Origin of the sequence: Pararhizobium sp. LjRoot235 (genome assembly GCF_964254145.1) — a bacterium.
In the GTDB taxonomy this organism is placed as follows: domain Bacteria; phylum Pseudomonadota; class Alphaproteobacteria; order Rhizobiales; family Rhizobiaceae; genus Pararhizobium.
Genome location: NZ_CAXUSP020000001.1, coordinates 1,793,869 through 1,815,446, shown reverse-complemented (window position 1 = coordinate 1,815,446; position 21,578 = coordinate 1,793,869). Strand labels below are relative to the sequence as shown.

Below are 21,578 nucleotides of genomic sequence, written 5' to 3'. Positions count from 1 at the left end.
CGAATTAAATGGATTTTAGGGAACTGTTCATGATGAATTCAGTTTATTCATATTACCGTCCCATTTGATTTGTAGGCCCCGAACACAACCGCCAGATTAAAGGTTTCATCGTGACGTTCGTTTCCAGAGCCGGAATTGCCCTCCTCGCTGCCGCCAACGTGCTCGCACTTGCCTCTGCGGCAAAGGCGCAGGACAGCTTCGGCCGTTTGCCGGCCGATGCGGTTCTGGTTACGCCACAGGGCGAAATTCTCGATTACCTGCCCGAATCGGGCGATGTGCAGATGATGCGTGACCGCCGCGGCCGCACCGTTCTGGTCGATTCCTGGGGCAATGTGGTGGCGACCGTGATGGGCAGTGGCAGACAGCGTAACGAAATGCGCAGCCGCGAGATGAGCCATGACGACTACGCCGATCAGGGCTTCGGGTTTTTCGGAGAGGGATATCCCGAACAAGGCTTCTCAGAGCCTGGCGCCGTGACCGGCTCCGTCCCAGATTACCGCGATGCGACGCCGCCAAGTGTCGAGCGCCAGGAACTGCCGGACGAGTATTCGGCGCTCCCGGACGAAAACGACATGGAAGCTCTACCGCGGGAGGAACGCCAGACCCTGCCTCCCGCCGCGCAGATCACCAAGAAATCCAGCGCCGAAATCACCGCCCTGCAAGTGTTTCTCGATCGCGAAGGATTTTCTCCGGGCGTAATCGACGGCAGGAGCGGCTCGAACGTTACCAAGGCCATCGAGGCCTGGCAGCAGGCGACCGGCGAGACGCTCGACCCGAACAATACCGATGACATCATGGAACGGCTGCGCTTCTCCGGCGGGCTGCCAATCACCACCTATACGATCACGGCTGCGGATGCCGCCGGCCCCTATGTCGCCTCCATTCCGGAAGACTACGCCCACAAGGCTGCTCTGCCGCATCTGTCCTTCACCTCGACGACGGAAATGCTCGGCGAAAAGTTCCACATGGACGAAGCCTATCTGCGGGAGTTGAATCCCGGCGCCGATTTCACTATCCCCGGCACGATCATCAAGGTGATCAACCCCGGTGACATGAAGAAGGGCAAGGTTTCCCGCATCGTCGCCGACAAGTACCGCAAACAGGTCTTCGCCTATGATGAGGGCGGCACGCTGATCGCCGCCTACCCCGCAACGATCGGTTCGTCCGATACGCCATCTCCGTCGGGTACGGTGCAGGTCGATCGCATCGCATTCGATCCCGGCTATACCTACAATCCGAAGATCAACTTCAAGCAGGGTGAGAACGACCAGATATTGACCTTGCAGCCCGGTCCGAACGGCCCCGTCGGCACGATCTGGATCGCCCTGTCGAAACCGACCTATGGCATTCACGGCACACCGGAACCGTCAAAGATCGGCAAGACCCAGAGCCATGGCTGCGTACGCCTGACCAACTGGGACGCAACCGAACTCGCCAAGATGGTCAGTGTCGGAACCACCGTCGAATTCCTCGACTAAAAAAATGCGCGGCATCCCCCATTTGGGGGAGTGAGGACGCAAAAAAACTGTTAAAAATAAGGGGTGCCGCGGGCTGAGGGGCATACCGCAGCGCGCTTGGCGCTTTCAGCACCAAGACATTCACCGGGCGTAGTCATGCGCCCGGCCAGGGGAGTATTGGGACACATTCGGGAAGATGGAAATCGGGGCCGCGGTGCATAGCTTGGAAGCACCGCGGCCCCAACTGTCTAAGGCTTCTCCCCCACAGCTCTTCGCTTCATGACCTCATCATGTTTTGTCATTAAAAAACATTGCAGCAATGCTCTATCTGTCGGAAGAAAATAAGTTCAATTCCGACAGACGAGGAATGCCGTGATGGCCGCCGAACGCTCCCTTCCCAACCTCTGGCATGCCACGGCGCCCGCGGCTCCGGAAACCCAGCCGCTTGCCAGCGATATCGTCGTCGATGTCGCGGTGATCGGCGGCGGCTTCACGGGTCTTTCGGCGGCCCTGCACCTAGCCGAAAAGGGCGTGACGGTTGCCGTCGCAGAGGCGAAGATGATTGGCTTCGGCGGTTCCGGCCGCAATGTCGGCCTCGTCAATGCCGGCATGTGGACGAAGCCCGACGATCTCATCGCGACGCTTGGTGCCGAAGCCGGCAAGCGCCTGCTGACCGAGCTCGGCGCTGGACCGTCCGTGGTCTATGACCTGGTCACCAAGCACGATATCCAATGCGAGGCCGTGCGTAACGGCACTCTGCATATGGCGGTCGGCGCCGAGGGCCTGACGGAACTCAGGGATCGGGAAGCACAATGGAAGAAATTGGGCGCTCCCGTCGAGGTGTTGTCCGCCGAGCGCGCCAAGGCGCTGACCGGCGCTGAAGGGTTCGCCGGCGCCCTGCTCGACCGGCGCGCCGGTACGATCCAGCCGCTCGCCTATGCCCGCGGCCTTGCCCGCGCAGCCCTCGCAGCCGGTGCTGAAATCTATACGGAAACGCCGCTTCTGTCCGCCGAACGCAAGGGCGATGTCTGGAAGTTAACGATGCCGGGCGGCTCGGTCACGGCAAAAAACGTGATCCTTGCCACCAATGCCTATGGCAAGCTCATCGAGCGCACGCCCTGGTCGGCCCATACGGAAGAACTGACCATCCTGCCCTTTTTCCAGTTCGCGACCCAGCCGCTCAGCGACAACATCGCCCGCAGCATCCTGCCGGAGCGCCAGGGCTGCTGGGACACCGGCCTGGTGATGACGTCGTTCCGCATGGACCAGCAGAACCGCATGATCTTCGGCAGCATCGGCGGGCTGGACGCCGTTGCGAAGGGAACGCACCGGGCTTTCGTCAAGCGGTCGTTGCGCAAGCTTTTCCCGCTGATCGGCGACGTCCGGCTCGAATACTGGTGGGACGGCCGCATCGGCATGACCACCAACCACCTGCCGCAGATGCATGTGATGGCGCCGAACGTCTTTTCGATCAGCGGTTATAACGGTCGCGGCATCGCGCCGGGCACGGTCTTCGGCCGGGCGCTAGCCAATTACGTGACCGGGGAGGCGAATGCCCTGCCGCTTGCCGAAACGCCGCTGACGCCCGATCCATGGCGCGGCATCAAATCGGCGTTCTATCACGCCGGCGCACAGGCCAAGCACTTCATCGACCGCCGCTTTTGAAATCTGAACGTGAAGGCGCTCGGGTCGCTCCGCACGGCTTTTCATTTGCAGTGGTACGATCAGGCCGCCCGGCGGACCGGGTTGAACGAACGAAGTGGAACGAGCTTGCGCACTTCCTCGCCGAAGGCGCGGGCGTTTTCGCAGGCCTTGTCGAGATTGCTGACCTTGCCCGGGTCCATCGCTTGCAGCGTGCCGCCACAGTCGAAGATATCGCGGAAGGCAGCGCGTTCGATGATCGGCGTATTGAGCACCGGAACGGAACGCTCGGCCAGCAGCTGCTTCACAACCTGCAGGGCCCGTGTCGTTACCAGCGAGTTGACGCGCGTCAGGACGACGGAATGATTGATCCGGATGCCGGCCTTTTCTTGCAGCTGACAGAGCAGTTCAAGCACCTGGGCGCCGCCTTTGGCGTCCATCGCACAGCCCTGGATCGGGATCATCACATGGTCGGACAGACCGATCGCGGTGGCCATCAGCGTGTTGCGGGCGCCGGCGAGGTCGATGACGAAATAGTCGGTCCTGGCCCTGTTTTCGCGAATATGCGTCTGCAGCGACGCCATCGTCACATGCGAAATGACCTCGATGTTCGCGACCTTTCCCGAAATCTCATGCCAGTGGGAAATCCAGTGCTGGGGATCGGCATCGAGAATGGTGACGCGTGCGCCGTTGCGTGCAAGTTCCGTCGCGAGGATAAGCGCGGCAGTCGTCTTGCCCGCGCCGCCCTTGGTATTTGCAAATGTGATGACTGGCATTGCTGTCCCTGTCTGAAAAAGCGTCCGAGCCCCGGCATGGCTCTCCGAAAAGCGCAAGATCCATCGCGCTCCGGTTAATCAAACCTTTCAGATCGTGGTTAAGAAAATCTAAACACGCCCCTCGTTAGAATTAACGATGCCGGCCGAAGCAGGCATCGCGTCGCGCTCGAAGGATAGAGCCGCGCGCGCCACCGGCGAATGCTCGGCAAGGCCTTCTGATTGCGGGATGCGGTCTGGCGCCTTGTAGCAGATACGCGCAAGGGAACCGCTCGATTGCAGATGCGGCCGTCCGCAGACAAGGTGCAGGACCTCCGTCGCCAGGCCTTGCATGTCTCGCCGAGCCTTGGCGAGATTGCTGACCTTGGTTTCGTCGATCGTATAGAGCGTGCCGCCATGTTCAAACATGTCGCGATAAACGCTACGCTCGATGATGGGGGTGTCGAGCAATACCACGTTGCGCTTGGCGAGCAACGCCTTGACGCTTCGGATGGCGCGCGTGGTGACGAAAGAGCTGACGCGGGTCAGGACCACGGCATGATTGATGCGGCTATGCGCATTGTTTGCCACCTGTCCGATGATATCGAGCACGTGCGCGGCGCCCTGCGCATCCATGGCGCAGCCCTGCACTGGAATGAGCACGAGGTCGGAAAGACCGGCGGCTAAGGCGATCAGCGCGTCGCGCGCTCCGGACAGGTCGATGATGACGTGGCTTGCCTGGCCGCTTTGAGCCCGCAGATTGGCACCGAGATTGGCGAAGGTCACACCGGTCACGACGGCTATTCCCTCTACCACGCCGGGCAACCCGTGCCACTTGGCTGCGAACGCCAGAGGGTCGCAATCGAAAATGACAACCTTGCCGCCCGCTTGCGCAAACTCCATGGCCAGAAGCAACGCCACCGTCGTCTTGCCGGTTCCCCCCTTGGCATTCGCGATTGATATTACTGTCATCTCACTTCCGTCGGCACGCTCAAACCGCCATCGCCATGCCCTTCATGGAAGGGCGTTCATTGCCTTACAGCCTTGCAAATCAGGGTTAAAGAACGGCAAACAATCATTAGCCGGGAAACAAAAAACGGAGCGACCGCCGGGATCGCTCCGTTCAAATGATGATTGCAGATCAGGACGCCGTTTGAAAAAAGGCGCCGCGCCTCCGGTCAGATGCACTCTTTGAAGAGTTGCTTGGCAGCCTCAAGAGTTAGCTCGACCGGATTGCCGCCTGCTGTCGGATCGACGATCGCCATTGCAGCCATTTCGTCGATCCGATCCGTGCCGACGCCAAGCGCCGACAGCTTGTCCGGCACGCCCAGTTCTTCGCGCAGCTTCAGGACGTAGTCATAGAAACCGTCGAAGCCGCCGGAAATACCGAGATAGGCGGCAGCCATGCCGATCTTGTCCTTAATGGCCGGGCGGTTGAAGCGCAGCACCGGCGGCATGACGACGGCATTGGTCATGCCGTGGTGGGTGTTGTAGATCGCGCCAACCGGATGCGACAGCGAATGGATGGCGCCGAGCCCCTTCTGAAAGGCGACGGCACCCATGGCAGCGGCGCTCATCATGTGGGCGCGGGCCTCGATATCCCTCCCGTCCTTGTAGGCGCGCGGCAAATATTCCTTGACCAGCCGCAGGCCTTCGAGCGCGATACCGGCCGACATCGGATGATAGAACGGCGAGGAATAGGCTTCCAGGCAATGGGCAAACGCATCCATTCCGGTGCCGGCAGTGATGATCTTCGGCATGCCGACCGTCAGTTCCGGGTCACAGATGGTCACTGCCGGCAGAAACTTCGGATGGAAGATGACCTTCTTCGTGTGCGTCTCTGAATTGGTGATAACCGAAGCGCGGCCGACTTCGGAGCCGGTACCGGCCGTCGTCGGCACGGCGATGATCGGGGCGATGCCCTCGACGCTGGCGCGCGTCCACCAGTCGCCGATATCCTCGAAATCCCAGACCGGCCGCGTCTGCCCGGCCATGAAGGCGACGCATTTGCCGAGATCGAGGCCGGAGCCGCCGCCGAAGGCGATCACGCCGTCATGGCCGCCGTCCTTGAAGGCCTTGACGCCGGCCGCGAGGTTGCTGTCGGTCGGGTTGGAATCGACGTCGCTGAAAAGAGCCCGGCCGAGACCGGCGGCATCGAGGATATCGAGTGCGTTCTGGGTGATCGGCATCGGCGCGAGGCCGCGATCGGTGATCAACAAAGGCTTCTTGATTCCGAGTGCCTTGCAATGACCGGCAAGTTCCTTGATCCGCCCCGCCCCGAACTTGATGGCGGTCGGATAGCTCCAGTTGGCTGTGATGGACATCGCTTAGGCTTTCTTCAGATGATAGGATTTCGGACGGGTCAGGTTCTGGAAACCGATGACGGAAAGCGAGCCGCCGCGGCCCGTTTCCTTGACGCCGGTCCAGCAGAGCGCCGGATCGAGATAATCGGCGCGGTTCATGAAGACGGTGCCGGTTTCGAGATCGTTGCCGATCCGGGCCGCGCGTTCGGCATCCTTCGTCCACAGCGACACGGTAAGCCCGTATTTGCAGTCGTTCATCAAAGCCAGCGCTTCTGCGTCGTTCTTCACCTTCATGATGCCGACAACCGGGCCGAAGCTTTCTTCCGTCATCACCTTCATGGAGTGATCGACATCGACAAGCACCTGCGGCGCAAGATAGGCACCGCCATCGCCCTGCGGGAACAGCTTCGGATCGACCAGCGCTTTGGCGCCCTTGGCAACAGCCTCGGCCGTCTGGGCGCGGACTTCTGCGGCAAACCGCTTATGCGCCATCGGGCCGAGCGAGGTTTCCTGTTCGAGCGGGTTGCCGAGCGTGTAGGCGGAGGCAAAGGCGACGGCCTTTTCGACGAAATCGTCGTAAAGGTTCTCATTCACATAGATGCGCTCGATGCCGCAGCAGCATTGCCCGGAATTGAACATCGCGCCGTCCATCAGCGTATCGACAGCAGCGTCGAGATCGGCGTCCTCCATGACATAGCCCGGATCCTTGCCGCCAAGTTCGAGGCCGAGACCCGTGAACGTACCGGCAGCGGCCCGCTCGATCGATCGGCCACCTTCGACGGAGCCGGTGAAATTGATGAAATCGAAGCTCTTGGCCGCAATCAGCGCCGAGGTGGTGGAATGGTCGAGGAAGATGTTCTGGAAGACATCCTCCGGAACGCCGGCCTCGACGAAGGCGCGCACCATGCGTTCGCCGACGAGGATCGTCTGGCTCGCATGCTTGAGGATAACGGTATTGCCGGCCATCAGCGCCGGCGCCACCGTGTTGATCGCCGTCATGTAAGGATAGTTCCACGGCGCGATGACGAAGACGACACCGTGGGCGGCACGCTCGATGCGACGCTCGAAGCTGGCGCTGTTCTCGACGACGATCGGTGCCAGCGCGTCGGCAGCGATCGAGGCAACATAGTTCGACCGCTCGTTGAAGCCGCGGAACTCGCCGCCGTAGCGCACCGGCCGCCCCATCTGCCAGGCGAGTTCAGGCACGACCTCGTCAACCATCTCGTTCAGCCGCGCAACACCGGCCAGCACGAGCTTGACCCGATCTTCGATCGGCCGTTTCGCCCAGCTCTTCTGAGCCGCCCGCGCGCGGGCTACCGCAGCCGCAGCGGTGGCCGCATCGACAGCGGGGCGTTCCGCATAAACCTCCCCGTTCACCGGGGAAATACATTGGATCATACTCATAATTCGACTCCAAAGGCTCAGCAAGCGAGCGTTCTAACGTGTCCGGCCGCGCCGTATTCAAGAATGGCCCGGTCGCGTGTGATTACGGTGAGATCGTGCTCACGCGCGGTGGCGATGAGTATCCGATCCATAGGATCCCGGTGCAGCGGCTCGGGAAGGTAAGCGGCGCCGATCAGGACAGCGGGTGTCGCAGCATGGACCACTATATCGCCGGCCGTCACGAAATCCTCAAACCATGGCAGCGCATCTTTCGTGGCCGATAGTCTGCCGCGCGATATCAGCATTCCAATTTCCCAGGCAGACATGGCTGACACACAGAGCGCACCGCCGTTAATCGACAACGCCCTAAATGCATCCATTGATGCCTGCGACATCCATCTCTTATTTGCCATCCAGATGATCGCGCAGGTATCGAGCAGAAGTCCGTCACTCATTATAAAGTTTGTCGCTCCACTCAACGTCAATCGGCGCCGTCAAATCCAGATCGTCCGGTATGGTCATTGTTCCCGCCATGCAGCCGAAAGCAGGATGCACGGGCAATGAGCGAGCGTCCCCACTGGCCGTATCACGCCGCCCGGCCTTGGCTAAAGCACCCCTTCCATTTGCCGGGTCATGGACATAGCCTTCCTGCTTGCTCTCAGCAAAACCCGTCAACTCGCCACGCCTGCGGGCCGCGACCTCCAAGAGGCTGGCGCCAAGATAGTCAGCGATCAGGTCCTGCTCTTCCGCACTCATCTTTCGTTGTCCCTTCAGCATTCGCGATACAGCGCTCCGGTCGACGCCGAGAAAACGGGCCAGGTCACTAGCTGACGCGCCTTTCTCAATGAGCTTCTGATTGAACCATCCGCTGTCGATCATCTGCACTCTTCGAATACCGCAACAAGGCTGCAGCAATAATCGCAAAAACGCATAAAAAAGCAACAATTTTCACAACTGTTGCGACAGAATCACGCCCTCTCAAACCCGCGCGCAACTTCCCAATCCGTCACGCGGCGATCATATTCCTCCTGCTCCCATTCGGCGGCGCGGGTGTAATGCTCGATGACGTCCTCGCCGAAGGCGTCCAGCAGCATCTTCGAGGAGTTCATGGCCCGCGTCGCATCGCGCAGCGTGCCGGGGATTTCGCGGATATTCTTACCGCCATAGGCGTCGCCGACGAACGGGGCTTCCAGTTCCAGCTTGCCCTCGATGCCGGCAATGCCGGCGGCGATCAGGGCTGCCATGGCAAGATAGGGATTGAGATCGGAGCCGCCCACACGGCATTCGATGCGGATTGCCTTGGTGCCCTCGCCGCAGAGCCGGTATCCGGCGGTGCGGTTGTCCTTGCTCCAGACGGCCTTGGTCGGTGCGAAGGTTCCCGCCATGAAGCGCTTGTACGAGTTGATGTAGGGCGCAAGGAAATAGGTGATCTCGCTTGCATGCGTCAGAAGGCCGGCGACGTATTGGCGCATCGTGGCCGACATGCCGTATTTCGCCTCCTTGTCGAAGAACTGCGACGTCTTGCCGTCCAGGCTCCAGAGCGACTGGTGGATGTGGGACGACGAGCCGGCGGCATGGTAGTTCCACTTGGCGAGGAAGGTGATCGCCTTGCCGCGTGACCAGGCGATTTCCTTGCAGCCATTCTTGATGATCGCATGGCGGTCGGCCATCGTCAGCGCATCGGCGTAGCGGACGTTGATTTCCTCCTGGCCGGCGGACGCTTCGCCCTTGGAATTTTCAACCGGAATGCCGGCACCCTGCAGGCCGTTGCGGATCGCCCGCATCACATCCTCTTCCTTGGTCGTCTGGAAGATGTGGTAGTCCTCGTTGTAACCGCTGACCAGCTTCAGATCGCGGTAGCCGCTTTCGCGCGCAGCGGCATAGCTTTGGTCGAACAGGAAGAATTCGAGTTCGGTCGCCATGTAGGCTTTGAGGCCCATGGCCTCCAGGCGAGCGATCTGGCGCTTGAGGATGGCGCGCGGCGAATGCGGCACTTCCTTGTGAGTGTGATGGTCGAGCATGTCGCAGAGCACCAGCGCCGTGCCTTCAAGCCATGGGATGCGGCGAAGCGTCGAAAGGTCCGGCTTCATCGTATAGTCACCGTAGCCCGCTTCCCAACTGGTCGACTTGTAGCCGGACACGGTTTCCATCTCCATGTCGGTCGCCAGCAGGTAGTTGCAGCTATGGGTCTCTTCCCAGGCGCTATCAACGAAGAACTGCGCATGGAAACGCTTGCCCATCAAGCGTCCCTGCATGTCGACTTGGCAGGCCAGAACCGTATCGATGCGGCCTTCGGCGACATCCTGTTTCAATTCCTCAAACGAATAGCTCGCGCTCATATCAATATCCAGTGTTGGGCGCCCGGCGCCGTCTGATTGGCAGAATAGACCGGCGGACAAGCCGCCGGCCCAGATCTTGATCCGTCAACGATCAGGCTTCGCCCACGGCCTTTTCGGCAGCGAGGATATCGGCCTTGCGTTTTTTGATCATGTCGCCGATCGGCGGCCCCTGGAAGCGCTTGGCTTCGAAGGCGAACCAGATGACGACCGCCAGCACGATAAAGCCGAGCGTGACGGCAAATACCTTGTCATTCGGCGGCTGGATGGCGATGTAGGTGATGACGACCATGCCGAGGGCGGCAAGCGTGGCGATCAGCTTGTAGAGGCCGGCACCGAGATCCCAGGGGCCCGCAGCCGGCCATTTCGACGTCCCGTAGGCAAAGATACCGAGCACGATCGGGAAGACGAAGGACAGGAACAGGAAGATCAGGGTGGCGTTGACGACGGTGACGTAGAGGCTTGCCTCACCGACCGAGACGAACAGCGCACCCCAGACGAAAAGCACCTCGAGAATACCGGCCGTCCAGATCGCCGTGACCGGCGTGCGGTACTTCGGGCTAACCGAGGACAGTGCCTTGGAGCCAACCGGCAGACCCTTGTCACGCGAAAAAGCGAAGATCATGCGTGATGCCGACGTGACCGTGGCAAGACCGCAGAGGAACTGCGCGATGAAGATCGCGATGAACAGGATCGTGACCAGCCATGAAGGCATGATCGTATTGACCGTATAGAAGAACACGTTCCAGCCCTGCTTTGCACCCTCCGCCATATCCGGAATGGCGATGACAAAGGCGCTCAGCATGATCCAGCCCGCCAGCGACGACCAGACCACAGAAGATACCATCGCGCGCGGCACCGAATGAGCCGCCTTTTTGGTTTCCTCGGAAGTGTGCGCGGACGCGTCATACCCGGTAATGGTGTAGATCGGAAGCAGAAGGCCAAGGCCGAAAATATACCACATGCTTTCGGATTGGGGCCAGACGTTACCGCCGATCTCACCCGAATTGTTGGTAAACGTCCAAAGGCGGCTGATTTCCCAGGTGGGTGCAAAATACAGGCAGGCGATCGTCAGAACGGCCGCTGTTATCAGGATCAAGGAGCCTGAAAAATCGGTGAGCTTGGCCGTGAGGCTGATACCAAAATGGTTGATCATGACCTGCACGAGTGTAAAGCCCGCGACAAGCAGGACTTGGGTTGCAGGCGACACAAGACCGTCTTCCCCGAGAAGACCGAGTTGCGCGCCGAACGTACCGCCAAGGAACAGAGCCGTACCGATGTTGATAGCGCCCAAAACGGTGATCAGCCCGAGCAGGTTGAGCCATGCCGTCAGCCAGCCGGTGAAGCGGGTCCCCAGAATGGACGACCAATGATACAGACCGCCGGCTGTCGGATAGGCCGAAGCGATCTGGGCCATGCCCAATGCAAAGAAGCCGGAAATAATGCACCCGACCGGCCAGCCGATTCCGATTGCAGCACCACCCACGCCGGATGTTGCCTGCGCCAGTGAGTTGATGCCACCCGACAGAATGCAGATGATCGAAAATGAAATGGCGAAATTCGAGAACGAACTCATGCTCCGTTCGAGTTCCTGAGCGTAGCCCATCGAATGCAGGACGTGGATGTCCTGCGTCTTGTCTGTATCAGTATAGTTTGACATCTTTTTCCCCTGTATCGACCAGCCTCCGGCGGTATTGCCGGTCGGCTGAAGTGCCGGTGTCCATGGATGCCCATGGACCAGTCTCCGCGGACATGCCGCTCCCCAGGTCTTTTTATAACGACAGTGCCTGCAGGCTTTCGCCCAGCAGGCCCGTCAGATAGCCGGCCATGACCTTTTGACCGGCTTCATCCTGTATGAGATCGTTGCGGATCTCGATCATTACGTTGAGCAGACCGTTCTTCACGCCGTGCTCGATCAGTGTATGCGTCACGCCATCGGCTGGCCCATAGGGCTCGTTGCGGCGAACGTCGAAGCGCTTCGTCCTCTCGGCCACCTCCAGCATGGAGGCGGCCAGCCGCTTGTCCGTGTCATGCAGAATGCCGACTTCGACGTCGCGCTGCCTGCCGTGATAGACGGGCGTGAAACTGTGCATCGTCACCAGCACGGGTAGCCGTCCGCTCGCCTTGCGCGCCGCGATAAAATCCGCGAGTTCGTCCCGGAAAGGCACGTAGAGCGCATCCGTGCGCGCAGCGCGCTCGGCTGCGGAAATCGCAGCATTGCCGGGTATTTCGAAGACTTCGCTGACGGACGGCATGGCAGCTTCCGCTTCCGGCGGGCGATTACAATCATAGACCAGGCGCGAAAACCGCTGATAGACCAGCGCCGCGTCGAGGCTTTTTACCAGGAGTTGGGACACGGCAAGTGCGCCCGGATCCCAGGCGATATGGCTAGACAGGGCGTCGGGCGAAAGACCGAGCGTCCCCATTTTCTCCGGAAGATGGCGCGATGCGTGCTCGCATACCAGCAGAAGCGGGCTCAATGCCTCCGGATTTTCCACGGCGACAGGCGAGCCCTCCGCCTCAGTCAAAAGCTTCATAAGTTGCGATTTCCTTTTTCAGTTGCCCCTCAGAACTGAAAGCAGGCCCGGCAAAAAGGGCCTGCAGCATTCGTTAATGAAAAGAATTCTTCACAGTCTTCCCCATGTCAACCGAAATCTGAAACGATCTCTTCAAAAAACCCGTTGACTCCAATTGTGACAGCGATGTTTACTCTGTCACAATGCTGGCAAAGACCGGCTCAGGGGATCGATATTGACAAGCTCTGAAGGCACTATGACGGTGTCGGATGTGATCAACGCCCATTTCTCCGCGCTGACGCGCGCGGAAAAGCAGTTGGCGGCGACGCTTCTCGACAATTACCCGGTTTCCGGACTCGGCAGCATCACGACTGTTGCCGAGAATGCAGGCGTGTCGACGCCAACGGTCGCCCGCATGGTGCAGAAGATCGGCTTCCGCGGTTTTCCTGATTTCCAGTCCCGCCTTCACCAGGAGCTGGAGGCGACAATCTCCAATCCGATCAGCAAGCACGACCGCTGGGCGGCCAATGCGCCGGGTACGCATATCCTCAATCGTTTCGCCGACGCGACGATGAACAACATGCGCGCCACCCTCGCCCAGCTCGAAACGGCTGAGTTCGATGGTGCGGCCGCGATGATTGCCGACCGTAAGCGCAATATCTATCTGGTTGGCGGCCGCATCACCGGCGCGCTGGCCGATTATTTCTTTACGCATCTACAGGTCATCCGCTCCGGCGTGACCCAGATCGCCACCAATTCCAGTTCCTGGCCGCACTACGTGCTCGACATGAAGAAGGGCGACGTCCTGATCATGTTCGATATCCGCCGTTACGAGCAGGAGATGGAGACGCTGGCGAGGATCGCCCGCGAGCGCGGCGTCGAGATCATTCTCTTCACCGACCAGTGGAGCTCTCCGATTGCCAAGTCGGCCCGGCGTGTTTTCCGCATCCAGATCGAAGCACCGTCCGCATGGGACAGCTCGGTCGTTATTCTTTTTGCCGTCGAGGCGCTGATCGAGGCCGTGCAGAGTTCCATCTGGAACGAGACGCGCGACCGGATGAAAACGCTCGAGGACCTGTTCGATTCAACACGGCTTTTTCGCAAGCCGCTTTAAAAGGAGCACGAAACAGCGATGTGACGCCGGATTCCGGCGAAGGATGTCGCTAACCGCAATTCAACAGTGGTATAATTGCCGCCTGCATCCAGGCGGATTCAAATTTTGAAATGAAATGAAGGTGTTCTGGCTGCGAATGTCTCGTCGCAAAGGGAACACTGCCTGTCACATAAGCTTCATCGGACCCCAGTATCAGCTTCCACCGAAGCTGCCTGATATAACCACAAGAGGAGAAGACCCGTGATTTCACATATGCGCCGCTTGCTTTCGCTTTCAACCGCCATGGTCGTGGCATCGACCGCCATTGCGGCCGCCGAGCCGAGCGCCGAACTGATTGCCGCCGCCAAGGCTGAAGGCACCCTGACCACCATCGCCCTGCCCCACGACTGGTGCGGCTACGGCGGCGTCATCGAAGGCTTCAAGGCCAAGTACGGCCTGACCGTCAACGAACTCAACCCGGACGCTGGTTCGGGCGATGAAATCGAAGCCATCAAGGCCAACAAGGACAACAAGGGCGACCAGGCTCCCGACGTTATCGACGTCGGCCTCTCGTTCGGCCCGTCCGCAAAGACTGACAAGCTGATCCAGCCCTACAAGGTTGAAACCTGGGACACCATCCCGGACACGGCCAAGGACGCTGAAGGCTACTGGTACGGCGACTATTACGGCGTCATGGCCTTCGAAGTGAACAAAGACCTCGTCAAGGAAAGCCCGAAGGACTGGGCCGACCTCCTGAAGCCTGAATTCGCCAACATGGTTGCCCTTGCCGGTGACCCGCGCACCGCAAACCAGGCCATCTCCGGCATTTTCGCAGCCGGTCTTTCCGCTGCTGGTGGCGACGTCGCCAAGGCCGGCGAAGCGGGCCTTGCCTTCTTCAAGGAACTGAACTCGAAGGGTAACTTCGTCCCGGTCGTCGGCAAGTCCGCTCCGCTCGCCCAGGGCACGACCCCGATCATCCTGCGCTGGGACTACAACGCGCTCGCCGACCGCGACACGCTTGCCGGCAACCCGCCGGTCGACGTCGTCGTCCCGGCGACCGGCGTTGTCGCCGGTGTCTACGTTCAGGCGATCTCCGCCTACGCTCCGCATCCGAACGCCGCCAAGCTCTGGATGGAATACCTCTATTCCGACGAAGGTCAGCTTGGCTGGCTGAAGGGCTATTGCCACCCGATCCGCTTCAACGATCTCGCCAAGAACGGCAAGATCCCGCAGGACCTGCTCGCCAAGCTGCCGCCGGCCGCTGCCTATGAAAAGGCCGTGTTCCCGACACTTGAAGAACAAGGCGCCTACAAGGAAGTCATCACCAAGGGCTGGGATACCGTCGTCGGCGCGAACGTACAGTAAGACTGTCGCATCAAGGCCTTCCCGCGACCGCGCGGGGAGGCCATTTCTCAATATAGCAAATCGGTTTTTGGATGAGTGCTCGACAGGCCATTGATTTAAAGAAGACGGCGATTGATTGGCTCGGCATCTTGCCATTTATGATATTTGCCCTGATGTTCCTGGTCGCGCCGACGCTCTACCTGGTGACTGGCGCATTCCTGAACCCGGCCGGCGAGTTCACCTTCGACAACATTTCCGGTCTCTTCACCGACAAGATTCTGGCCTCCTACTGGATTTCGATAAAGGTCAGCCTCGCGTCGTCGCTGGGCGGTGCGTTCATTGGCTTCTTTCTCGCCTGGGCCGTCGTGCTCGGTGGCCTGCCCTCCTGGATTCGTTCCTCGCTTCTGACCTTTTCCGGTGTCGCCTCCAATTTCGCCGGCGTGCCGCTGGCCTTTGCCTTTCTCGCCACGCTTGGCCGCACCGGCCTCGTGACGCTTTTGCTGCGCGACTGGTTCGGCATCAATCTCTACGCCACCGGCTTCAACCTGTTGAGCTTCATCGGCCTGACGCTAACCTACATGTATTTCCAGATTCCGCTGATGGTGCTGATCATCACGCCGGCGCTCGATGGCATGAAGAAGGAATGGCGGGAAGCGGCCGAAATCCTCGGCGCGACCAACACTCAATACTGGATGAAAGTGGCGCTGCCGATCCTGTTCCCGAGTATCCTCGGCACGACGCTGCTTCTCTTCGCCAACGCCTTCGGCGCCATCGCCACGGCTTACTCGCTGACCGGCTCGACCTTCAACATCGTACCGATCCAGCTCTATGCACAGATCCGCGGTGACGTGCTGCACAATCCGAACCTTGGCTATGCACTAGCACTCGGCATGATCGTCATCACCGGCATTTCCAACCTCATCTACATCTGGCTCCGCATGCGCGCCGAACGGTGGCAGAAATGAAGACACAGAAAATCGGCGCCTGGATCGCGATCCTTTTCGGCGCCTCCTATTTCGTCATTCCGCTGATCGCGACGTTCGAATTTTCGTTGCGCATGCGCCGTGGCGAATATTCCTTCGACGCCTATCGCTCGGTGTTCTCCGACGTCCAGTTCCGCGAATCCTTCAGCTACTCGATCGTCATGGCGATCCTCACCATCATCTTCGGCGTCCTTCTGGTAGTGCCGACCGCCTACTGGGTTCGCCTGCGCCTGCCGCAGATGCGGCCGGTAGTCGAATTCGTCACGCTGATGCCGCTGGTCATCCCGGCGATCGTCATCGTGTTCGGCTACCTGCGCCTCTACAACTCATCGTCCTATATCCCCTTCACGGGCTCGGCGCGCGGCACCGACACGCTTCTGATGTTCTCGTTCATGACACTGTCGCTACCCTACATGTACCGCTCGGTCGATACCGCGATGCGCACCATCGACGTCGGCACCCTGACGGAAGCGGCGCAGAGCCTGGGCGCATCCTGGCCGACCATCATGTTCAAATGCATTTTTCCGAACGTCATGAGCGGCGTTCTCTCCGGCGCCTTCATCACCTTTGCCATCGTCATTGGCGAATTCACCATGCCGTCGCTGCTAAACCGCCCGGCCTTTGGCCCCTATCTGCAGTTGATCGGCGCCAACCGCGCCTATGAGCCGCCAGCGCTTGCGATCATCGCCTTTGCCATCACCTGGCTTTCGATGGCGCTGCTGCAGCTCGCCTCCCGTTTTAACAAATCGGCTCCTCCCAAGCCCTGAGGTATTGATCGTCCATGTCCTTTCTCAAACTCACCGGCATTCAGAAGAGCTTCGGTCCCGTCCAGGTCGTCAAGGATTTCGACATGGCCATCGAAAAGGGAGAATTCGTCTCCTTTCTCGGCCCGTCGGGCTGCGGCAAGACGACAATTCTGAGAATGATCGCCGGCTTCGAAGCGCCGTCGGCCGGAACGGTCGTCATCAACGACCGCAACCAGAACGAACTGAAGCCGAACCAGCGCAATATCGGCATGGTGTTCCAGGCCTATGCGCTGTTCCCGAACATGACGGTACACGACAACGTCGCCTTCGGCCTGAAGGTCGCCGGCATGGACAAGGCGGCCGTCGAAGCGCGCGTCAAGGAAATGCTGGGGCTCATCCATCTCGGCCACCTCGCCGACCGCTTTCCCTATCAGATGTCCGGCGGCCAGCAGCAGCGCGTGGCGCTCGCCCGTGCGCTGGCACCGAAACCGCAGGTGCTTCTGCTCGACGAGCCGCTGTCGGCCCTCGACGCCAAGATCCGCGTCTCCCTGCGCGAAGAAATCCGGATGATCCAGCAGCAGCTCGGCATTACCACCGTTTTCGTCACACACGACCAGGAAGAGGCGTTGTCGATCTCCGACCGGATCGTCGTGATGAACGCCGGCCGCGCCGACCAGATCGGCACGCCGTTCGACATCTACAACAAGCCGGCAACGCGCTTCGTTGCTTCCTTCGTCGGCACGCTAAATCTGATCGAGGCGAAGGTCGTCGATCCCGCAGCAAATCGCATCGCGATCGGCGATCAGAGCATCACGCTGCGCGAGCCTCTCGGCCCGGTCAAGGCCGGCGACACGGTTTCGCTGGCGCTGCGGCCCGAAGCGGGCTCGATCGCCGAGGGCGCAAAGGGTGACACCGCACTGACCGGTGAAGTCGCTTCCAGCAACTTCCTCGGCTCCGTCATCCGCACCCGCATGAAGGTCGGCGAGGCGGTGATTTCCTTCGACATGTTCAACGCGCCGGGCCTCAGCCCGCCCGCCGTCGGCGATGTCGTCACGTTGCGCTTTACGGCGAGCGATCTTTTGATCATCCGCGAATAGCAGTCGGCGTTCCCGCAAAAATATGTTTCAGGCGACAGGGTAATTGGAAAAATCTGTCGCCTTTTTCGTCGCGCGCGTCGCACCCCGCATTTGACGCCCGCACGCCAATCCTTATAGTCAGCCTTGCACGTTCTCAGGGCGGGGTGAAACTCCCCACCGGCGGTAACGGGAAGAAATTTCCGGAGCCCGCGAGCGCTTCATACGCCCTTGCACATGCGCATGAAGGTCAGCAGATTCGGTTGAATTCCGGAGCCGACGGTTAAAGTCCGGATGAAAGAGAGCAAGCAGACTAGGCGACCTCCATCCAAGGGGTCACTGCGCCTGCGTGTTCGCCCAAGGGGATCATTGAAAAATGGCTCAACCCTTGAAAGGCCAGACTGACATGACAATCGCTTCCCACCCCACCCAGAAAATCGCCGTCATCCGCGCGCGTTGGCACGCCGATATCGTCGATCAATGCGTCAACGCCTTCGTCGCCCAATGGGAAAAGCTCGGCGGCAAGGCATCGGAGGTCGAAATCTTCGACGTACCCGGCGCGCTTGAAATTCCCTTGCATGCGCAGACGCTCGCGAAAACCGGCCGCTTCTCGGCCATCGTCGGCTCGGCATTCGTCGTCGACGGAGGCATCTACCGCCACGATTTCGTCGCCGGCACCGTGCTCGACGGGATGATGCGGGTGCAGCTCGACACCGGCGTCCCGGTTCTGTCGACCGTGCTCACCCCGCATAATTTCCAGGAATCGGAAGCCCATATCCGCTTCTTCCGCGATCACTTCGTCGTCAAGGGTGTGGAAGCCGCCAACGCCTGCTCGCAGATCCTGCAGGCTCGCGCCAAGCTTACGCTCGTAGACGCCTGATTGAGGACGGCGCGGCATCTGCAAGGGATGCCGCGCCATGACCATTGCGATGATCCACGCCGCCGGCCCTCAGGAGAAGGGAACGATGCCCCGACATGCCCAGGCTACGGCTGCAAAGGATCTCGGCCCGTCGGGTCGGCCCGCCTCGTAGGCGGCCCTCACGGCCGCGTCAGTCTCTTTCCGTTGCGCAGGCTCCAGCGTAGCGACATATTTGCCCAATGGCCCCTCGCCCGCGGCAATGGGCTGCCAGTAGTCGTCGAAAGACTGATAGTCCATTCGGATCAAAAGTGAAGTCTGCTCCACGTCCGTCAGCCCATGCTGCGTGAAGCTCTGCTTCATTTCGTCGGGCTGCATCATCGGCTGGAAACAATACCGGCTTCGCAACTGTCGCGCATTTTCGTCCAGCATAGCCACGGTATCCACCATCATCCGCATGCCCGGCAGGCCGCCAAGATGGTCCCAAACCGCAGCTGCAACCACGCCGCCTGGACGCACGACGCGACGCATTTCGGAGACCGCCTTGTCCGCCTCGGGCACGAAGTGAAGCACCAGAAGCGATAGCGCTCGATCGAAGTAACCGTCCTGAAACGGAAGGGCGCACGCATCTGCCTCCCGGATGGTGATTCGCCGATCAGCGTTGCGCCGTGTCGCTTCCTCGACAAAGACAGGCGAATAGTCGATCGCGGCAATCTCGCTGACATTGGCAGCTTTCGGAAGCGCAAATGTCAGGCTGCCAGTCCCACACCCGACGTCGAGGATACGCTCGCCATCTGCCAGACCTGCGAAGTCGATCAGAAGAGGTGCGAGCTGCCGGCTCCAGCGTCCCATGAGTTGCTCATAGCCCGCCGCACTGTGCACATTGAAGCTTGACGTCATGGCCCCCTCCTCTAGGCGGACATGCTAACGCGTTCCACAATCGTTGCCAAGGCGTCAGAAATCCGCATGGCCGAAGGCGGCCGGCCCCGAACCGTCCGCGCTTCACTCCAACCCGATATATCCAATGCCCTTCTTCCCGATCTCGTCCAGCGCCTCCTCATACCCCGCATCCGCATAGCGGATGACACCCAGCGACGTATCATTCGTCAGCGCATGGCTCAGCCGTTCCGCCCCGCTCTCCGTGCCATCGGCAATGACGGTCACGCCACAGCTGGTCATGTAGCCGGCATAGCCGCCGCCGCCGGAGTGGACGACGACGAGATCGGCCATGGAGGAGCAAAGCAGCATCGCGTCGAGCAGCGGCCAGTCGGCGATGGCATCCGATCCGTCCTTCATCCGCTCGGTCATTATATTGGGATGCGCCATGGCGCCCGCGTCGAGATGGTCGCGGGAAAAGGCGATCGGGCCTTTGAGGTCGCCGGAGGCGACCAGCACGTTGACGGCGAGCGCGAGTTCCGTGCGTTCGCCGTGTCCGAGCCAGGCGATGCGGGCGGGCAGGCCTTCGAAGGGCACGTTTTCCCGTGCCAGCCTGATCCAATTGGTGACGATCTTGTTGTCGGGGAACATCTCCAAGAGCAGATCATCGATGTGCGCGATGTCGCTCTCCTCGCCCGACAACGCCATCCAGCGGAAGGGGCCGATGGCACGGGCAAACAGCGGCCTGAGATAGGCCTCGGTGAAGATGCGGATGTCGAATGCGTTCGAAACGCCGCCCTCGCGCGCCTGCGTCCGAATCAGGTTGCCGTTATCGAAAACCTCGGCGCCCTTCGCCTGAAACTCCAGCATGGCCTTGACATGATCGACGATCGAGGCGCGGCTTGCGGCCATCAACTGGCCCTGCCCCTCGACCCGCAGCCGCTTCACCTCACCGAGGCTCATGCCCTTCGGCACGTAGCCGTAGACGAGGTCGTGCGCAGAGGTCTGGTCGGTGACGATATCAGGCACGATGCCGCGTCTGGCGATTTCCGGATAGAGGGCCGCCGCATTGCCGACGAGACCGATCGAGATTGCACGCTTCTCCTTCACGGCCTGGTCGATCATCGCGAGCGCCGTATCGAGGTCCGGCGCCACATGTTCGAGATAGCCGATGGCCTTGCGCTTTTCTGCCCGGACGGGATCGATGTCGATGCAGAGGATGGCAGCCCCCGCCATGCGGCCGGCAAGCGGCTGTGCCCCACCCATGCCGCCGAGACCGGCAGTCAGGATGAAGCGTCCGGCGAGATCGCCGCCAAAGCGGTTTTCGGCGATCCGCATGAAGATTTCATAGGTGCCCTGGATGACGCCCTGGCTGCCGATATACTGCCAGGCGCCGGCCGTCAGGCCGCCCCAGCAGATCAGCCCCTGCCGCTCCAGTTCATAGAACACCTCGGCCTTCGCCCACTGGCCAACGATGTTGCAATTGGCCATGATGACGAGCGGCGCCTTTGCATGGGTCTTCAAGAGCCCCACCGGCTTGCCGGACTGGATCACCAGCGTCTGGTCCTCGTCCATCTCCAGAAGCGTCTTGACGATCGCCTTGTGGGATGCCCAGTTGCGCGCGGCCTTGCCGAGCGCCGCATAGACGATCAGATTGTCCGGGTCCTCACCGACCGAAAGCACGTTTTCCAGTAGCCGCAGCAGCGCCTCCTGCCGCCAGCCCTTTGCACGCAGCACCTCGCCGCCGGGGATCGGGAAATTGGGGTGACGGGGATTGGCTTTGGGCATCGCGGTTCTTCCTTCGTCTTATCTGCGATCGTACCTGCCTCTCGCGCCGCCCGCGGAAGAACTAGCGCGAAGAGGAGTACGCATCGTTTGTCGTTCACTTCGGCGGCAGGGGGAGAACATAGGCGAGTGCTGCATCGAGCAGGCGCTTGCGCAGGGCATCGTTGCCATAGGCCTTCGCGCCAGCGCGCACCCAACCATTCATTCGGCGGTCACCCATCACCATGAGCTCGATGCCGGCAAGCGCCAGTGCCCAGCCGTCATTGCCCTTGCCGAGGCGCACCAGCATGCCGTCGTTGCGCGCGCCGCAAAGAAGATTGCCGTCGAGGAGAAAGGCAAGGCCACCGAACATCGGCTTTTCGGAAAGCCCCGGCCTTTCACCAAGCTCCTGCCTGATCAGTTTCTCGAGACCGGCGTCGCGCGACATGGCACAT

The 21,578-nt window shown here is 60.6% G+C and carries 20 protein-coding genes and 1 riboswitch; of the genes, 8 read left to right on the top strand and 12 right to left on the bottom strand.

Translation table 11 applies throughout. From position 1 onward, the window contains the following. Positions 1-110: 110 nt before the first annotated feature. Together ACSQ2Z_RS08650 and ACSQ2Z_RS08645 are read left to right on the top strand one after the other, a co-directional pair. Positions 111-1,478, top strand: coding sequence for a L,D-transpeptidase family protein (locus ACSQ2Z_RS08650; RefSeq protein WP_436080824.1), 1,368 nt, complete (start codon positions 111-113; stop codon positions 1,476-1,478). 354 nt (positions 1,479-1,832) lie between these two features. After that, complete coding sequence (locus ACSQ2Z_RS08645) at positions 1,833-3,122, top strand: NAD(P)/FAD-dependent oxidoreductase (RefSeq protein ID WP_436080823.1); 1,290 nt, start codon at positions 1,833-1,835, stop codon at positions 3,120-3,122. Between the two features lie 59 nt (positions 3,123-3,181). On the opposite strand, the gene ACSQ2Z_RS08640 is transcribed toward ACSQ2Z_RS08645, so the two are convergent. From ACSQ2Z_RS08640 to ACSQ2Z_RS08600, 9 genes are all read right to left on the bottom strand, one after another. Beyond that, positions 3,182-3,874, bottom strand: coding sequence for an AAA family ATPase (locus ACSQ2Z_RS08640; protein WP_436080822.1), 693 nt, complete (start codon positions 3,872-3,874; stop codon positions 3,182-3,184). 108 nt (positions 3,875-3,982) lie between these two features. Further along, positions 3,983-4,822 carry an AAA family ATPase gene (locus ACSQ2Z_RS08635; RefSeq protein WP_436080821.1) on the bottom strand — a complete coding sequence of 280 codons (840 nt, stop codon included), beginning with the start codon at positions 4,820-4,822 and terminating at the stop codon, positions 3,983-3,985. Between the two features lie 206 nt (positions 4,823-5,028). Further along, entirely contained in the window at positions 5,029-6,174 is a 1,146-nt protein-coding gene (locus tag ACSQ2Z_RS08630) for an iron-containing alcohol dehydrogenase (RefSeq protein WP_436080820.1), read from the bottom strand. A gap of 3 nt (positions 6,175-6,177) precedes the next feature. Beyond that, positions 6,178-7,557: an aldehyde dehydrogenase family protein gene (locus ACSQ2Z_RS08625; protein WP_436080819.1), complete on the bottom strand. Its 1,380-nt coding sequence runs from the start codon at positions 7,555-7,557 to the stop codon at positions 6,178-6,180. A 17-nt stretch (positions 7,558-7,574) separates the two neighbouring features. After that, positions 7,575-7,991 carry a type II toxin-antitoxin system VapC family toxin gene (locus tag ACSQ2Z_RS08620; protein WP_436080818.1) on the bottom strand — a complete coding sequence of 139 codons (417 nt, stop codon included), beginning with the start codon at positions 7,989-7,991 and terminating at the stop codon, positions 7,575-7,577. Further along, entirely contained in the window at positions 7,984-8,415 is a 432-nt protein-coding gene (locus tag ACSQ2Z_RS08615) for a helix-turn-helix domain-containing protein (RefSeq protein ID WP_436080817.1), read from the bottom strand. The genes ACSQ2Z_RS08620 and ACSQ2Z_RS08615 overlap by 8 nt, the downstream gene beginning before the upstream one ends. Before the next feature lie 89 nt (positions 8,416-8,504). Further along, positions 8,505-9,875, bottom strand: a complete 1,371-nt coding sequence (locus ACSQ2Z_RS08610) for a glutamine synthetase family protein (protein WP_436080816.1) — start codon at positions 9,873-9,875, stop codon at positions 8,505-8,507. A 91-nt stretch (positions 9,876-9,966) separates the two neighbouring features. Then, positions 9,967-11,532, bottom strand: coding sequence for an amino acid permease (locus tag ACSQ2Z_RS08605; RefSeq protein WP_436080815.1), 1,566 nt, complete (start codon positions 11,530-11,532; stop codon positions 9,967-9,969). A 112-nt stretch (positions 11,533-11,644) separates the two neighbouring features. After that, positions 11,645-12,409, bottom strand: coding sequence for an N-formylglutamate amidohydrolase (locus tag ACSQ2Z_RS08600; protein ID WP_436080814.1), 765 nt, complete (start codon positions 12,407-12,409; stop codon positions 11,645-11,647). A 235-nt stretch (positions 12,410-12,644) separates the two neighbouring features. Between ACSQ2Z_RS08600 and ACSQ2Z_RS08595 the strand changes: the two genes are divergently transcribed. The 6 genes from ACSQ2Z_RS08595 (at position 12,645) to ACSQ2Z_RS08570 (ending at position 18,507) form a co-directional block, all read left to right on the top strand. Continuing rightward, the gene (locus tag ACSQ2Z_RS08595) at positions 12,645-13,502 is read left to right on the top strand and encodes a MurR/RpiR family transcriptional regulator (RefSeq protein WP_436083026.1); all 858 of its coding nucleotides are present in this window, start codon (positions 12,645-12,647) and stop codon (positions 13,500-13,502) included. A gap of 240 nt (positions 13,503-13,742) precedes the next feature. Then, positions 13,743-14,846: an ABC transporter substrate-binding protein gene (locus ACSQ2Z_RS08590; protein WP_436080813.1), complete on the top strand. Its 1,104-nt coding sequence runs from the start codon at positions 13,743-13,745 to the stop codon at positions 14,844-14,846. Between the two features lie 71 nt (positions 14,847-14,917). Next, positions 14,918-15,790 carry an ABC transporter permease gene (locus tag ACSQ2Z_RS08585; protein ID WP_436080812.1) on the top strand — a complete coding sequence of 291 codons (873 nt, stop codon included), beginning with the start codon at positions 14,918-14,920 and terminating at the stop codon, positions 15,788-15,790. After that, entirely contained in the window at positions 15,787-16,575 is a 789-nt protein-coding gene (locus ACSQ2Z_RS08580; protein ID WP_436080811.1) for an ABC transporter permease, read from the top strand. Before ACSQ2Z_RS08585 ends, ACSQ2Z_RS08580 begins: the two co-directional genes overlap by 4 nt. Before the next feature lie 14 nt (positions 16,576-16,589). Continuing rightward, positions 16,590-17,651, top strand: coding sequence for an ABC transporter ATP-binding protein (locus ACSQ2Z_RS08575; RefSeq protein WP_436080810.1), 1,062 nt, complete (start codon positions 16,590-16,592; stop codon positions 17,649-17,651). Between the two features lie 125 nt (positions 17,652-17,776). Next, a riboswitch (FMN riboswitch) is annotated at positions 17,777-17,937 on the top strand. Positions 17,938-18,033: 96 nt separating this feature from the next. Next, positions 18,034-18,507, top strand: coding sequence for a 6,7-dimethyl-8-ribityllumazine synthase (locus ACSQ2Z_RS08570; RefSeq protein ID WP_436080809.1), 474 nt, complete (start codon positions 18,034-18,036; stop codon positions 18,505-18,507). Between the two features lie 69 nt (positions 18,508-18,576). On the opposite strand, the gene ACSQ2Z_RS08565 is transcribed toward ACSQ2Z_RS08570, so the two are convergent. The 3 genes from ACSQ2Z_RS08565 to ACSQ2Z_RS08555 form a co-directional block, all read right to left on the bottom strand. Next, positions 18,577-19,383: a class I SAM-dependent methyltransferase gene (locus ACSQ2Z_RS08565; RefSeq protein ID WP_436080808.1), complete on the bottom strand. Its 807-nt coding sequence runs from the start codon at positions 19,381-19,383 to the stop codon at positions 18,577-18,579. Between the two features lie 102 nt (positions 19,384-19,485). Beyond that, positions 19,486-21,147 (bottom strand): urocanate hydratase, encoded by a 1,662-nt coding sequence (locus ACSQ2Z_RS08560; protein ID WP_436080807.1) that lies wholly within the window; start codon positions 21,145-21,147, stop codon positions 19,486-19,488. Between the two features lie 94 nt (positions 21,148-21,241). Further along, complete coding sequence (locus ACSQ2Z_RS08555) at positions 21,242-21,571, bottom strand: TfoX/Sxy family protein (protein ID WP_436080806.1); 330 nt, start codon at positions 21,569-21,571, stop codon at positions 21,242-21,244. Positions 21,572-21,578: the final 7 nt, after the last annotated feature.